Source organism: Streptomyces sp. NPDC025651, assembly GCF_055558735.1.
Genome location: NZ_JBVHLZ010000001.1, coordinates 658,543 through 670,541 on the forward strand (window position 1 = coordinate 658,543; position 11,999 = coordinate 670,541).

Genomic DNA, 11,999 nt, shown 5'->3' on the forward strand with positions numbered 1-11,999 from the left:
GCCCAGCCGCCCAGGGACGACGCCTCGGACACCAGGCTCTGCAGGGCCGCGACGATCACACCCGCACCGGCCAGTACCGCCCCAACAGCTTGCCGCCGCCGCACTCCGACACCCCCTGACGTCCCCACCAGCGCCGGGCCGTGCGCGCAGTCCCGGCTGTTCTGGGGCCAGTTGACCACGACCTGAGTCGGGTGCGGTTCCCCCTCCGTGGCGTGGACGCCCGGGGTGCCTCGCAAGAGCGGAGGGGCGGCGCGGGCGAGGCTGAGCCATGATGGTCGACGGCCATACCGGGACTCCGGGGAGAGGAAGGCGTCTCCGGCGGAAACGCGTTATCGTTTGAGCCCGTACGAGATGAGTGGCGCCGATGGTACGGAGGCGCATGCACTCCGGCAAGAGGGAGACACGGACGTGACGGGCCATCGCACCATCCGCGAGACCGAGAAGGCGGTCAGGGCCAGGCTCGGCGGCACCCCCGTCAAGTACGAGCAGATGGCCGCCGTTTCGAACATCTACCGCGCGGCGGCGGCCGTCCGGCAGCACTTCGAGAACTCCGTGCTGCGCGGCGCGGAGCTGACGTGGACGTCCTTCGTCGTGCTCTATGTCGTCTGGATCTGGGGCGAGATGGAGACGCGGTACGTCGCCGAGGAGGCCGGCATCTCCAAGGGCACCCTCACGGGCGTGGCACGCACCCTCGCGGGCCGCGGCCTCATCGAACGCCGCGGCCACCCCGACGACGGCCGCCTCGCCCTGCTCCGCCTCACGGACGAGGGCGAACGCCTGATGGGCGAGGTCTTCCCCGCCTTCAACGCGGAGGAGGCCTTCGTGACGGAGGGTCTGACGGCCAGGGAGTGCGAAACCCTGGCGGACCTCCTCCGCAAGATCGTGCTGCGGACGGAGGAGAAGGGGGAGGAGCGAAGGCTGGAGCTCCTCGCGGGCGCGGAACCGGCACGCCGCCGAAGCGGCCGCAGGGCGAAGTCGGCGTCGTAGGCCGCGCCTCGTCGGGCCGCGCCTCGTCGGGGGCGCGCCTGCTGTCGCCGCCGGACGGTCATGCCCCTTCAGGGGCGCGGGGAACCGCGTGACAAGCCCCCGCCGACCCGCGGTTCACACGCAACCCGCGAACCCCTCGGCGGCCCCGACGAGCCCCGCGAACAACCCTTGCTGCGCCACATCCGTCCCCGCCGTGTCCTCCGGATGCCACTGCACCCCCGCGAACCACCCTGCCGCGCCGACGAGTTCGACCGCCTCCACCGTCCCGTCCTCCGCCCACGCCGAGGCGACAAGACCCCGGCCGAGGGCGTCCACGCACTGATGGTGGTAACAGGACGCCTCCGCCTTCCCCGCGCCCAAGGCCCGGGCCACGGTGGAGCCGGGAGAGACCCGCACCGGATGCACCCTGTGCCGATGCTCCGACTCGGGCCCGCCCATGTCCTGCCGCAACGTCCCGCCCAGCGCGACGTTCACCACCTGCATGCCCCGGCAGACGGCGAGCGTCGGCAGCCCCCGCTCCAGCGCGCACCGCGCGAGGGCGAGGTCGAAGGCGTCCTGCGCGTCGTCGACGTCGTACACGGACCGGTGGACGTCGGCGCCCCGCGCGTACCGCCACGGCGCGAGGTCGCCGCCGCCCGGCAGCAGCAGCCCGGCGCAGCGCGCAAGCCGCTCGGCGGCCTCGTCCGGCGGGCCGGGGTGCATCATGAACGGCTCGCCGCCCGCGCGGACCACGGCGTCCGCGAGGGCCCGGGCGGTGACCACGGCGGCGTAGCGCAGGGCGGAGGTCGTCGCGGCGTACCGCTGGGGGAGGGCGATCAGGGGGCGGGGGCGGAGCTCCGGCATCGGTGCCTCCTGGCGGCGCCGTGGGCGGCGTACGCACGCGCGGCCCGTACGTACGCACCCGCATGTCATTTGAACCCAAACAATATCTCAACAGAGTGTCCCCGCCGAGGGGTTGACCCCCTATCCCGCCACTCATAACGTTGTTTGGGTTCAAACGAATCGGAGGTCTGCGATGGCTCCCCCCGATACCCCGGACACCACGGCACCGCACACGGCGGCCGTCGCCGGTGTCGCCGTCGACACCCGCCACTGGATCGGCGGCGCCCGCGTCGCCTCCGCCTCCCGGGCCACCTACACCGACCACTCGCCCATCGACGGCGCCCCGCTCGCCGAGATCGCCCGCGGCGGCGCCGAGGAGGCGCGGGCCGCCGTCGCCGCCGCCCGCGACGCCTTCCTCCGCTGGGCCACCACGCCGCCCGCCGAGCGCGCCCGGCTGCTGCACGCCGTCGCCGACGGGGTCGAGGCCCGCGTCGAGGACCTCGCGATCGTCGAGACCACCGACAACGGCGCCCTGCTGGCGTCCCACCGCCGCGGTGTCATGCCCCGCGTCGCCCACAACCTCCGCTACTTCGCCGACCGGCTCCTCGCCCTCGGCCACGACGACTTCGAGACCAGGGGGCACACCAACCACGTCAGCTGGGACCCGGCGGGGCCCGCCGTCCTCATCACGCCGTGGAACGCCCCGCTGATGCTGGCCAGTTGGAAGATCGGCCCGGCCCTCGCGGCGGGCTCCACCGTCGTGCTCAAGCCCGCCGAGTGGACACCCCTGACCGCCTCGCTCTTCGCGGACATCGCGCACGAGGCGGGGCTGCCCCCCGGCGTCTTCAACGTCGTGCAGGGGTACGGGGCGGAAGCCGGGGCGCCGTTGACCGCCGACCCCGACGTGCGCCGCATCAGCTTCACCGGGTCCGTGCCCACCGCCCGCCGCATCGCCGAGGCCGCCGCCGCGCACCTGGTGCCCTGCAGCTTCGAACTCGGCGGCAAGTCGCCGCTGCTCGTCCTCGCCGACGCCGACCTGGAGCTCGCCGCCGACCTCGCCGTGGAGCAGTACGACAACGCGGGACAGGTCTGCCTCGCCGGCACCCGCATCCTCGTCGAGGAGTCCGTACGCGACGCCTTCCTCGGTCACTTCCTCGACCGGGTGACGAAGCTGAACCAGGGAGATCCGCGCGACGAGGCCACCGACATCGGCCCCAACATCCACCCCCGGCACATCGAACGCGTCGACGGCTTCGTGCGCCGCGCCCTCGAAGCGGGCGCCGAGGCCGTCGTCGGCGGCGGCCGCAACGAGGAGCTGAACGCGCGCCTCGGCACCACGACCTACTACCTCCCCACCCTCCTCACCGACGTCGCCCAGGACTCCGAGATCGTGCAGGAAGAGGTCTTCGGGCCCGTCCTCACCCTCCAGACCTTCCCCGACGGCGACGACGACGAGGCCGTCCGCCTCGCCAACGGCACCCGCTTCGGCCTCGCCGCCACCCTCGCCACCGGCGACCGCGAGCGCGCACGGCGGATCACCGCACGGCTCGTCGCGGGCACGGTCTGGGTCAACTGCTTCTTCGTACGCGACCTCTCCGCCCCCTTCGGCGGCTCCCGCCAGTCCGGCGTCGGGCGCGAGGGCGGCGACTGGTCCTTCGACTTCTACTGCGACCTGAAGAACACCGTGACCGCGCCGGGGCGATGGGGGGCCCGCCATGGGTGAGATCGTCGGGGCGGGCCTCCTCGCCCACGTGCCCACCATCGTGCTGCCCGAAGAGACCCGCAAGGAACTCAACGAAGGCCGCGAGATCAGCCTCGTCCCCGGCCTGCGCAAGCTGCGCGCCGACGTCTTCGAGACGCTCGACTACGACACCGTCGTCGTCCTCGACTCGCACTGGGCGACCACCGTCGAGTTCGTGGTCTCCGCACAGCCCCGCCGCGCCGGGCTCTTCACCTCCGAGGAGCTGCCGCGCGGCATGTGCCGCATGCCGTACGACTACCCGGGCGACCCCGAACTCGCCCACTCCGTCGCCCGGTTCGCGGACCGGCACGGCACCTGGATCACCCCGATCGACGACCCCTTCCTGCCCGTGTACTACGCCACCATCAACCTGTGGACGTACCTGGGCCACGGCCTCCCCGACAAGAAGTGGGTCTCGATCGGGGTCTGTCAGACCGGCGACGTCGAGGACCACCTGCGGCTCGGCCGCGCGCTCGCCGACGGCATCAGGGCGCTGCCGGGACGCAGGGTCCTCCTCGTCGCCTCCGGCGCCCTCTCGCACACCTTCTGGCCGCTGCGCGAACTGCGCGCCCACGAGTCCAGCGACCCCACCCACATCCGCACCCCCGGGGCGCGCGCCGCCGACGAGGCGCGCATCGAGTGGTTCGAGCGCGGCGAACACGCCCAAGTCCTGCGCACCATGCCGGAGTTCCTCACATACAAACCCGAAGCCCGCTTCGGCCACTACCTGATGATGATCGGCGCCCTCGGCGAGGAGCGCTGCACCGCCCCGGGCCGCGCCTACAGCGCGTACGAGAACTCCGTCGGCACCGGCCAGATGCACCTGTGGTTCGACCGCCCGGCCGCCGGCTGGACCGGCGCCGCCCCCGACACCGACCCGAGCGAGGCAGCCGCATGAGGGCCACCACCATCGAGTACCGCCGCGTCCTGCTGGACGGCGCCGCCGTCCGCGTCGTGCGCGAGGGCGACGAGCTGGTCGCCGCCGACGGGCGCCGCGTCAAGGCGGCCGAGGCGCACCACCTGCCTCCCGTGCGCCCCACCAAGGTGATCGCCGTTCACCTCAACCACCGCAGCAGAGTGGAGGAGTTCGGCGTCCGGCTGCCGCCCGCGCCCACCTACTTCCACAAGCCCGTCTCCGCCCTCAACAGCCACGGCGGCGCCGTCGTGCGCCCCGAAGGCTGCAAGTACCTCAACTACGAGGGCGAGATCGGCATCGTCATCGGCCGCACCTGCCGCAACATCGCGCCGGGGGAAGCGGGTTCCCACATCGCTGGCTACACCGTCGCCGACGACTTCGGCCTGCACGACTTCCGCGACACCGACGCCGGATCCATGCTCCGCGTCAAGGGCTCCGACACGCTCTGCCCGCTCGGCCCCGGCCTGGTCACCGGCTGGGACTTCCGCGGCAAGCGCCTGCGGACGTACGTCAACGGCGATCTCGTCCAGGACGGTTCCACCGACGAGATGCGCTGGGACATGCACTACCTCGTCGCCGACATCGCCCGCACCATCACCCTGGAACCCGGCGACGTGCTGCTCTCCGGAACGCCCGCGGGCTCCCGCCCCGTCGTCCCCGGCGACGTCGTCGAGGTCGAGGCCGAGGGCCTCGGCCGCCTCACCAACCGCATCGTGGCCGGTCCGACGGCCGTCCGCACGGACGTCGGGGCCCAGCCCACCGAGTCCGAGGAGGTCCTCTCCACGGCGCTCGGCGGCGACTGGGAGTTCCGCGGCGTGCGACCGCCCCGGCGCTGAAGAACACACCGCTGTACGAAGGGAGTTGAGAGACCGGATGTTCAAAGTGACCGTAGACATGGACGTCTGTCAGGACCACGGGCAGTGCGTCTTCGCGGCGCCGGACGTCTTCCGGCTCGACGAGGAAGGCCACCTCGCGTACGTCGACTCGCCCGACGAGTCTCTGCGCGCCGACGCCGAGGACGCCGCCGACGTCTGCCCTCTCCAGGCCATCAGGGTCGAGGGCTGACGGATGACGGCAGCGGGCATCGCCGTCGTCGGCGCCTCGCTCGGCGGGCTGCGCGCGGCGGAACAGCTGCGGGCGGCCGGGTGGCGCGGCGCGATCACCGTGTTCGGGGACGAGCCGCATCTCCCGTACAACAGGCCTCCGTTGACCAAGGAGGTCCTCGCGGGCGATGTTCCGGCCGCCGCTACGGAGCTGCGCCGCCGCCCGAGCGTCGCGGACGTCGAGTGGTGCCTGGGCACGGCGGTGGCCCGTGCCGATCCGGCGGCGCGCACGCTGACGCTCGCCGACGGTTCCGTCCACGCGTACGAGGGTCTGGTGGCCGCGACGGGGGTGCGGCCACGCAGACTCCCTCTCGCCGGAGGCCCGCGCCGGCACGTCGTACGCACCCTGGAGGACTCGGCGGCGCTGCGTGCCCGGCTGGTCGAGGGGGCCCGGGTGCTCGTCATCGGCTCGGGCTTCATCGGCTGCGAGGTGGCGGCCACCGCGCGCACGGCAGGCTGCCGGGTGACGGTCGTCGCGCCGGAGTCCGAGCCGATGGTCCTCGCGCTCGGCGACGACCTGGCGCGGGCGCTGCGGCGGCGGCACGAAGCGCGTGGGGTGCGCTTCCTGATGGGCCGCCTGGTCGCCGAACTCACCGACGAGCACGCGGTGTTGGACGACGGCGCCGAGCTGCGTGCCGAGGTCGTCGTCGAGGCCGTCGGCTCGCTGCCCAACACCGAGTGGCTGGCGGGCGCCGAGGGCGTCGACCTCACCGACGGCATCCTGTGCGACGCCCGGCTGCGCATCGGCGGGCTCGGCCACGCGGTCGCCGTCGGCGACGTGGCCCGCTTCCCGAACCCGCGCTACGGCCCGCTGCCGCGCCGCGTCGAGCACTGGTCCATCCCCGGCGACAGCGCACGCCACGCGGCCCGCACCCTGGTCGCGGGCCTGACCGGCACCGACAGGGCCGAAGCCGCGCCCTTCGCGCCGCTGCCGTCCTTCTGGAGCGACCAGTTCACGATGCGCCTGCAGTCCTTCGGCCTGCCCTCGCTGGCCGACCGCGCCGAACTCCTGCGAGGCGACCCCGGCGCACCGGACGGCGACCTGCTCTACGGCTACTACCAGGGCGCCCGCCTCATCGGCGTGACCGCGCTCGGCGGCCCGGCGGCAGCGGCCGCGGCGGCACGCCACAGGGCGGAACTGATGGCGCTGCCCGAGCCGGTGGTATGACCCTTCGGGAAGAAGCCGGTGGTGTGACCCCTGGGGAAGAATGAAGCGGTGACCTTGCTTTCCGATGTGGCCGATTTGCTGGCCCAGGCCGGCATCGCCGACGTGGACGTCGACGAAGCCGTCGCGGACGACCACGTCCGCACGTCCGCGTACCTGCGCGTCGTCTCGGTGACCGCTTCCTCGCCCCACCGCGACCGGGACCGCGCGATCGTGGCCGCGATCCTGCGCGACCCCGACGAAATGGGCTCCAAGACGGCGGTGGTCGCCCTCGTGGACGAGCTCGCGGGGAAGGCGGCCGGTCCTGCCGAGTTCCGGCAGTGGTCGGCCGAACTGCTGCCGGAGACCCACCGGTTCAGGACGGAGGCGTACGGCGAGTTCATCCGCCGCCGCGTCCACGACTGGCTGTTCCACCTGTCCGTCGAGGACGGCCACGTGCCGACACCGGCCGAGTTGGCGGAGGTCACGGACTGGATGCAGCGCCATCTCGCCCAGTGGTCGACGTCGCCGGCGGCACTCGCCCTGCTCGTCGAATCGGCCAGGACCAAGAAGACACGGAACATCGCGCAGAACCGCATGCCGAAGGGGCAGCACCCCCGCACGGGTGCTGCCCCTCCATCGCGAACCGGAACCGCCGCCGCATCGGTACTGAGGGTCGGGGACACGGCGACGGTCCCGGGGTCTGGTTACCGGTGGTCGCTGCCCGCCGAGTGGGAGGCGGCACGGCCGGCCTCCAGGCGGGCCACCGGGATGCGGAACGGCGAGCAGGAGACGTAGTCCAGGCCCACCTCGTGGAAGAAGTGCACGGACTCCGGGTCACCGCCGTGCTCGCCGCAGACGCCGAGCTTGAGGTCGGGGCGCGTGGCGCGGCCCGCCTTGGCGGCGTCCTTGACCAGCTTGCCGACGCCGTCCTTGTCGATGGTCTCGAAGGGCGAGACCCCGAAGATGCCCTTCTCCAGGTACGCCGTGAAGAACGAAGCCTCCACGTCGTCCCGCGAGAAGCCCCAGACGGTCTGCGTCAGGTCGTTGGTGCCGAAGGAGAAGAACTCGGCGGCCTCCGCGATCTGGTCCGCCGTCAGCGCGGCGCGCGGCAGCTCGATCATCGTGCCGAGCGCGAGCTTCAGCTCGACGCCGGTGGCCTCCTGGACCTCCGCGATGACCTGCTCGGCCTCCTCGCGGACGATCTCCAGCTCCTGGACCGTGCCGACGAGCGGAATCATGATCTCCGCGCGCGGGTCGCCCTTGGCGTTCTTGCGCTCGGCCGCGGCCTCCGCGATGGCCCGCACCTGCATGGTGAACAGGCCGGGGATGACGAGGCCCAGGCGCACGCCGCGCAGACCCAGCATCGGGTTCTGCTCGTGCAGGCGGTGCACGGCCTGCAGCAGGCGCAGGTCGTTCTCGTTGGCGTCCTTGCGGGACTCCGCGAGCGCGACACGCACCGACAGCTCGGTGATGTCGGGCAGGAACTCGTGCAGCGGCGGGTCCAGGAGACGGACCGTGACGGGCAGACCGTCCATCGCCTCGAAGAGCTCCACGAAGTCCTGCTTCTGCAGCGGCAGAAGCTCCTTCAGGGCGTCCTCGCGCTCGTCGTCGGCGTCGGCGAGGATCAGCCGCTCGACCATCTCGCGGCGCTCACCGAGGAACATGTGCTCGGTGCGGCACAGGCCGATGCCCTGAGCGCCGAAGCGACGGGCGCGCAGCGCGTCCTCGGCGTTGTCCGCGTTGGCGCGCACCCGCAGGCGCCGCACCCGGTCCGCGTACGCCATGATCCGGTGCACGGCGGCGACCAGCTCGTCGGCGTCGTCGGCGCCCGCGTGCATGCGGCCCTCGAAGTACTCGACGACGGGGGAGGGGACCACGGGCACCTCGCCCAGGTACACCTTGCCGGTCGAGCCGTCGATGGAGACGACGTCGCCCTCCTCGACGACGGTGTCGCCCACCGTCATCCGGCGGCGCTTGGTGTCGACCTCCAGGTCCTCGGCGCCGCACACACAGGTCTTGCCCATGCCGCGCGCCACGACGGCGGCGTGCGAGGTCTTGCCGCCGCGCGAGGTCAGGATGCCCTCGGCCGCGATCATGCCGTCGAGGTCGTCGGGGTTGGTCTCGCGGCGGATCAGGATGACCTTCTCGCCCGAGCGCGACCACTTGATCGCGGTGTACGAGTCGAAGACCGCCTTGCCGACCGCGGCACCGGGCGACGCGGCGATGCCACGACCCAGCTGCTCGACCTTGGCGCCCTCGTCGAAGCGCGGGAACATCAGCTGCGCGAGCTGGGCGCCGTTGACGCGCTGCAGCGCCTCGGCCTCGTCGATCAGGCCCTGGTCCACGAGCTGCGTCGCGATGCGGAAGGCGGCACCGGCGGTGCGCTTGCCGACGCGGGTCTGCAGCATCCACAGCTGCCCGCGCTCGATGGTGAACTCGATGTCACAGAGGTCCTTGTAGTGCGTCTCAAGGGTCTCCATGATCTGCATGAGCTGGTCGTACGACTTCTTGTCGATCTGCTCCAGATCGGCGAGCGGCACGGTGTTGCGGATGCCCGCCACCACGTCCTCGCCCTGCGCGTTCTGCAGGTAGTCGCCGTACACGCCCTGGTGGCCCGAGGCAGGGTCGCGGGTGAACGCGACGCCCGTGCCGGAGTCGGGGCCGAGGTTGCCGAAGACCATCGAGCAGACGTTGACGGCCGTGCCCAGGTCGTGCGGGATGCGCTCCTGGCGGCGGTAGAGCTTGGCCCGCTCGCCGTTCCACGAGTCGAAGACCGCCTTGATGGCGAGGTCCATCTGCTCGCGCGGGTCCTGCGGGAAGTCCCGCCCGGCCTCGGTCTTGACGATCTTCTTGAACTTGGTGACGAGCTTCTTGAGGTCGCCCGCCTCCAGGTCCGTGTCGACCGTGACCTTCTTGGCCTCCTTGGCCTTCTCCAGCGCGTCCTCGAAGAGGTCGCCGTCGACGCCGAGGACGGTCTTGCCGAACATCTGGATGAGCCGGCGGTAGGAGTCCCACGCGAAGCGGTCGTCGCCGGACTGCTTGGCGAGGCCCGTCACGGACTTGTCGGAGAGCCCGATGTTCAGGACGGTGTCCATCATGCCGGGCATGGAGAACTTGGCGCCCGAGCGCACGGAGACGAGCAGCGGGTCGTCGGCCTGGCCGAGCTTCTTGCCCATCTTCTTCTCGAGGGCGTCGAGGTGCGCACTCACCTCGTCACGCAGCTCGACGGGCTCGTCGCCGCTGTCGAGGTACGTCTTGCACGCCTCGGTGGTGATGGTGAAGCCCGGGGGGACGGGCAGCCCGAGGTTGGTCATCTCGGCGAGGTTCGCGCCCTTCCCGCCGAGAAGGTCCTTGAGCTCCTTGTTGCCCTCGGTGAAGTCGTAAACGAACTTCGTGCTCTCACTCGTGTGAGCTACGTGGGGATCTTTGTTTTCCGACACGGGTCTCGACTCCTCGAGAGCTCGGTGGCTGCCCTGACGGCGAGGAACATACCCAGATCGAAGGCGCCTGGGTACGTCCACTTGTGCGTCATGCGGCCGTAACCACCCGTCCGCCACTAGATCGAAAGTGACTGAACGGTAGCTCTGGCGGCGAGCTTGCGTTCAAGTCTTGAACTCTCAACCCCTGTAGACCCTGGGATTTGCTCACATGAGCGGAGTGAACTCAGATGTGAGTTCACCTCATGAATGATCGAGCAGTGGCACTGAGTGCCACCCCTTGGAGAAGTGCAGCCGCCAAAATCGCGCTCATCTGAGCGCAAGGCCTATCAGGGGTGGCGAGAATCACGCTGTTTGAACGGGCCGGATGTCAGCATCCGGACCCACTTCGGGACGTCCGGACGCGCCCCGGGGGGCACCTCCCGGCGGCGCTACACGCCGAGCGCCGCGAGCCGCTCCTCCACCCGCTCCGGCGCGTACAGGTGCTCGACCACGAGCGTTGCCGCGCCGACCAGGGCCGCGCGCTCGCCCAGGCGCGAGGTGACCACGTCCAGACGGGCCGTGGAGCGGGGCAGCGCCCGCTGGTAGAGCAGCTCGCGCACGCCGGTCAGGAAGGGAGTTCCGGCCAGATCTCCGGCGATCATCAGAACCCCCGGGTTCAGGAGCGTCACGACGGTCGCGAGGACCTCGCCGACGTGCCGCCCGGCCTCGCGCGCGAGGCCCACCGCCTGGGGATCGCCCGCCTCCAGAAGCGCCCGCACGTCCGAGCCGGACGCGGCCGGAACGCCCGCCTCCGTGAGCCGACGGGCCACCGCGCGGCCGCTGGCCACCGCGGCCAGGCAGCCGTAGGAACCGCACTTGCACAGGGTGTCCGCGCCCTCGGGCACCCGTATGTGGCCGATGTCGCCGGCCCCGCCGTCGACGCCGCGGTAGACCGCGCCGTCCACGACGACGCCCGCGCCGATGCCGGTGGAGACCTTGACCAGGGCGAAGGCCGAGCAGGTGGGGTAGTGGGTGCGCTGTTCGCCGTACGCCATGAGGTTGGCGTCGTTGTCGACGAGGACCGGCAGGTCGGCCGGGGTGCCCCCGCCCGGCGCCGCGCGGGTCTCCTCGGCGAGGGCCCGCGCGAGGCGGCCCCTTATGTCGTACCCGTCCCAGCCCGGCATGATCGGCGGCTGCACGACGCGGCCCGTCGCGCTGTCCACCGGGCCCGGCACGGCCAGGCCGATGCCGCAGACCGACGCGGCCGCGTGGCCGGACTCGCGCAGCAGCTCGCCGAAGCGGGCGCCCAGGTCGCCCAGGACCGCGTCCGGGCCGTCCTCGACGGCCAGCGGCCACGACCGCTCCGCGACGATCTCACCGCCGAGGGTCAGCAGGGCGGCCCTGGCGTGCCGGGTCTCCAGGTCGGCGGCGAGGACGACGGCGTGCGCGTCGTCGAACTCCAGACGGATCGAGGGCCGCCCGCCGAGCGGCGAGTCCACCGGGTCCCCGGCGCCCTCGCGCAGCCAGCCCGCGCGAAAGAGCCGGTCGAGGCGCTGGCCGACGGTGGCCCGGGACAGGCCTGTGACCTGCTGCAGGGCGCCGCGCGTGGTGGCGCGCCCGCTGCGGACGAGGTGGAGCAGGTCGCCGGGGCCCGGGTGTCGCGCGGGCCGTGACGGCTGTGTGCGCGCAAGGCCCCGCGCGGTCGCGGAACCCACCGTGCCGACATCTGTCGCCCCACCCGCGCCCATGTGCCCCTCCCGTTCGATTCCGCACCCGGCACCGCTCACCGTACGGCCGGTACCGGCCCCGGGTGCGTCCAGCTTCGCCCGCCCGCCCCGATTCCGTACCCCTTGTGTTCGTCAAC

Annotated in this window: 10 protein-coding genes; 7 read left to right on the top strand and 3 right to left on the bottom strand. The window is 72.1% G+C overall.

Going from position 1 to position 11,999, the window contains the following annotated elements; translation table 11 throughout:
- Positions 1-408: 408 nt before the first annotated feature.
- The gene (locus ACZ4D5_RS02845; protein ID WP_467770519.1) at positions 409-987 is read left to right on the top strand and encodes a MarR family winged helix-turn-helix transcriptional regulator; all 579 of its coding nucleotides are present in this window, start codon (positions 409-411) and stop codon (positions 985-987) included.
- Positions 988-1,101: 114 nt separating this feature from the next.
- On the opposite strand, the gene ACZ4D5_RS02850 is transcribed toward ACZ4D5_RS02845, so the two are convergent.
- Positions 1,102-1,830, bottom strand: coding sequence for a gamma-glutamyl-gamma-aminobutyrate hydrolase family protein (locus tag ACZ4D5_RS02850; RefSeq protein ID WP_467770520.1), 729 nt, complete (start codon positions 1,828-1,830; stop codon positions 1,102-1,104).
- A 172-nt stretch (positions 1,831-2,002) separates the two neighbouring features.
- Here ACZ4D5_RS02850 and ACZ4D5_RS02855 point away from each other — a divergent pair, with 172 nt between their 5' ends.
- From ACZ4D5_RS02855 to ACZ4D5_RS02880, 6 genes are read left to right on the top strand one after another with little or no spacing between them, the layout of a single operon-like run.
- Positions 2,003-3,532, top strand: coding sequence for an aldehyde dehydrogenase (locus ACZ4D5_RS02855; RefSeq protein WP_467770521.1), 1,530 nt, complete (start codon positions 2,003-2,005; stop codon positions 3,530-3,532).
- Positions 3,525-4,448, top strand: coding sequence for a 3,4-dihydroxyphenylacetate 2,3-dioxygenase (locus tag ACZ4D5_RS02860; protein WP_467770522.1), 924 nt, complete (start codon positions 3,525-3,527; stop codon positions 4,446-4,448). Before ACZ4D5_RS02855 ends, ACZ4D5_RS02860 begins: the two co-directional genes overlap by 8 nt.
- The gene (locus ACZ4D5_RS02865; protein ID WP_467770523.1) at positions 4,445-5,302 is read left to right on the top strand and encodes a fumarylacetoacetate hydrolase family protein; all 858 of its coding nucleotides are present in this window, start codon (positions 4,445-4,447) and stop codon (positions 5,300-5,302) included. Before ACZ4D5_RS02860 ends, ACZ4D5_RS02865 begins: the two co-directional genes overlap by 4 nt.
- A 58-nt stretch (positions 5,303-5,360) precedes the next feature.
- Positions 5,361-5,531 carry a ferredoxin gene (locus ACZ4D5_RS02870; RefSeq protein ID WP_467770524.1) on the top strand — a complete coding sequence of 57 codons (171 nt, stop codon included), beginning with the start codon at positions 5,361-5,363 and terminating at the stop codon, positions 5,529-5,531.
- A gap of 3 nt (positions 5,532-5,534) precedes the next feature.
- Positions 5,535-6,737: an NAD(P)/FAD-dependent oxidoreductase gene (locus ACZ4D5_RS02875; protein ID WP_467770525.1), complete on the top strand. Its 1,203-nt coding sequence runs from the start codon at positions 5,535-5,537 to the stop codon at positions 6,735-6,737.
- A 48-nt stretch (positions 6,738-6,785) separates the two neighbouring features.
- Complete coding sequence (locus ACZ4D5_RS02880; protein ID WP_467770526.1) at positions 6,786-7,511, top strand: hypothetical protein; 726 nt, start codon at positions 6,786-6,788, stop codon at positions 7,509-7,511.
- Here ACZ4D5_RS02880 and ppdK read toward each other — a convergent pair.
- On the bottom strand, positions 7,421-10,156 hold the full coding sequence (gene ppdK / locus ACZ4D5_RS02885; RefSeq protein WP_467770527.1) for a pyruvate, phosphate dikinase: 2,736 nt from the start codon (positions 10,154-10,156) through the stop codon (positions 7,421-7,423). The genes ACZ4D5_RS02880 and ppdK overlap by 91 nt on opposite strands.
- Before the next feature lie 428 nt (positions 10,157-10,584).
- Positions 10,585-11,883, bottom strand: a complete 1,299-nt coding sequence (locus ACZ4D5_RS02890) for an ROK family protein (protein WP_467770528.1) — start codon at positions 11,881-11,883, stop codon at positions 10,585-10,587.
- Positions 11,884-11,999 lie beyond the last annotated feature (116 nt).

What these genes read in the sequence shown, in the direction of transcription:
- ACZ4D5_RS02850 (WP_467770520.1), bottom strand. Translation starts at nt 1,830, where the DNA reads ATGCCGGAGCTCCGCCCCCGCCCCCTGATCGCCCTCCCCCAGCGGTAC.
- ACZ4D5_RS02855 (WP_467770521.1), top strand. Translation starts at nt 2,003, where the DNA reads ATGGCTCCCCCCGATACCCCGGACACCACGGCACCGCACACGGCGGCC.
- ACZ4D5_RS02860 (WP_467770522.1), top strand. Translation starts at nt 3,525, where the DNA reads ATGGGTGAGATCGTCGGGGCGGGCCTCCTCGCCCACGTGCCCACCATC.
- ACZ4D5_RS02865 (WP_467770523.1), top strand. Translation starts at nt 4,445, where the DNA reads ATGAGGGCCACCACCATCGAGTACCGCCGCGTCCTGCTGGACGGCGCC.
- ACZ4D5_RS02870 (WP_467770524.1), top strand. Translation starts at nt 5,361, where the DNA reads ATGGACGTCTGTCAGGACCACGGGCAGTGCGTCTTCGCGGCGCCGGAC.
- ACZ4D5_RS02875 (WP_467770525.1), top strand. Translation starts at nt 5,535, where the DNA reads ATGACGGCAGCGGGCATCGCCGTCGTCGGCGCCTCGCTCGGCGGGCTG.
- ACZ4D5_RS02890 (WP_467770528.1), bottom strand. Translation starts at nt 11,883, where the DNA reads ATGGGCGCGGGTGGGGCGACAGATGTCGGCACGGTGGGTTCCGCGACC.